At 34.0% G+C, this 2,357-nt stretch carries 1 protein-coding gene and 2 pseudogenes; all 3 read left to right on the forward strand.

Translation table 11 applies throughout. The annotated features are described in order from the left end of the window. Positions 1-117, forward strand: a pseudogene (locus tag CBF29_RS13580) (IS30 family transposase); the annotation flags it as partial. Between the two features lie 304 nt (positions 118-421). After that, positions 422-658 carry a helix-turn-helix domain-containing protein gene (locus CBF29_RS13585; protein ID WP_126810239.1) on the forward strand — a complete coding sequence of 79 codons (237 nt, stop codon included), beginning with the start codon at positions 422-424 and terminating at the stop codon, positions 656-658. 465 nt (positions 659-1,123) lie between these two features. After that, positions 1,124-2,065, forward strand: a pseudogene (locus tag CBF29_RS13590) (IS30 family transposase). Positions 2,066-2,357: the final 292 nt, after the last annotated feature.

Genomic DNA, 2,357 nt, shown 5'->3' on the forward strand with positions numbered 1-2,357 from the left:
ATTTCCAGTGTAGCGAATAAACGCAATCACATTCCAAGAAAATCATTGAACTATCAAACACCGTTGGAAGTATTCTTGAGTTATGTAGATGAAACTGTTTTGTCTAGCTTAATTTGACAAATAATAAGTTTAGAAAATGTGTAGCTGATAATTTTTTTAATATGTACATTGATAAATGATGACCAGTAACACCATCCTTGTCTTTTGGTCTAGATATAGATGATATTGGCCACACGCATTTTACAGATAGTTTTGGTAATAAAATTTTGATTTAAAATATTAATTCTTAAAGTAATCGGCTTTTACTAGGATATAAACGATACAGAGATAGCTGACTATTTGAATGTTGCACGTGGTACTGTTTATTACTATCGCCAAAAAGGGTTGAAGCAGATCAAAGAATATTTGGAGGGGATAACTTATGAGGAGGTTTAAGCAGAAACTCATATCTTATGCCACAATCATTTTAGCCATCAAACAAGACGTGGAGGCAATCCAAACAATTATTCACTATTATGAAAGTTATATGATTCGTTTATGCCAGAAATCTGTTATTGCAGATGAAGGAATAATCGGAAACATGCAGTTTGATGAGGAAATGAAAAGCGGATTAGAGATTAAATTAGTGAAGACTATCTTGCAATTTAGACTTGATTAACTTTGGTTAAGCCCGTGCTTGAATAGATGAATGCATTGGCTCAGGATTTTCAGTCATAAAAAAAATAAATCAACTACCTATCCACCAACAAAGCGGATCGATAGGTAGTTTTTCGTGTTTTCTATTGGTATATATCAAAACATTTTGGACTAATTCTATTTGTAGTTCTTAAATTGGTAAAACAGGAACATTAAAAATTCCGTAATCATATTATAGGAGCTAAACTAAAAATTATTTGTGACAAAAGATAGTTTTTTTAGACATTTCGAATGTTCCATCATTGGGAGTTTAGCTGTTGTAAGATGAGTGTAGGTTATTCGTATGCACTCGTTATTTTATAAACCTTTCGTCGAAACTATTTTTAGTATTCGTGAATTGTAAAATTAAGCTAGAAAAATAAAAATAGCCATTTGCGGTACACTCAAATTGTATTTCCGACCAAAGAAAACAAGGAGTGAGCCACAAATGACCTACAAACATCTTACCATAGACGAAATCACAATGATAGAATCTTATTTTCATCAAAAGATTAAACCTGTCACTATTGCTAAGCGAATGTGCCGAGCCATTCAAACAATTTATACAGTGGTCAATTTTTTTAAACAAGGTTTTTCCGCAATAGATTATTGGCATCGATACAAAGAAAATAAGAAAAAATGCGGCAGAAAAAGAATCGAATTATCTGATTCTGACCGTCAGTATATCAAAGAGAAAGTGGCTCAGGATTGGACACCTGATGTCATTATAGGCAGGCAAGAACGTACAATTCCATGCAGTATGAGAACCCTTTATCGGAAATTCTCCCACGGAGAATTTGATGTTCAAACACTTCCTTTGAAAGGGAAAAGAAAACCTAATGGCCATCAAGAAACAAGAGGAAAACAAACGTTTAAACGCACACTTGACGATAGGATCGCTCACTACCCTGATTTTAAAGAAGAATTTGGACATCTTGAGGGCGACACTATTGTGGGCGTTCATCACATTGGTGGAACGTGTTTCTAAAGTGATCATTACTTTGAAACCAAAAGGAAGAAAAGCCAAAGATATTGAAGAAGCGCTAAACCATTGGTTTGGACGCTTTCCAAAGCATTTCTTCAAATCCATCACATTTGATTGTGGCAAAGAATTTTCTAATTGGAAATCTGTCAGTAACCAACAGGATATTGATATTTTTTTTCAGATCCTGGGAAACCCTCGCAACGAGCTTTAAATGAGCACGCAAATGGACTGCTTAGGCGTGATGGCTTACCTAAATCAATAGATTTTAGGGGTGTCAGTCAAGAATTCATTTCCTCTGTGAGTTGTCACAGAAACCATATCCCCAGAAAATCATTAAACTATCAAACACCTATTGAAGTCTTTTTGAGTTATGTACAAGACGCAATTTATTCTAACTTAATTTGACAAATGAAAAGATTTAAAAATAACTAAAAGTTAGAAATCATTATTTCGTTAGTTTTTTAGTATTCTCTTCTCCCGCTCAATTTCTAATTTCAGGACTTTAGTGGGAGGTTTTAAAAGTGTCGCTGGTAGCAGTTATATTTTGGAGAGTCAACAATCATAAGATTATTTTTGCTTTTCTTTGCTGCTGCCCTCATAATAAGAGGAGTAAAAACAGAAGAATAAAAGAGGTGGAATCATGAAACACGGACGTCAACAATCTAAAAAATCAATTACTCACGGTCAAGAGATTGTC

The sequence above is a fragment of the Vagococcus elongatus genome (assembly GCF_003987645.1).
GTDB classification, from domain to species: Bacteria; Bacillota; Bacilli; order Lactobacillales; family Vagococcaceae; genus Vagococcus_A; species Vagococcus_A elongatus.

Bases quoted from the DNA above. Each gene is read 5' to 3' on its own strand.
- CBF29_RS13585 (WP_126810239.1), top strand. From the start codon at position 422: ATGAGGAGGTTTAAGCAGAAACTCATATCTTATGCCACAATCATTTTA.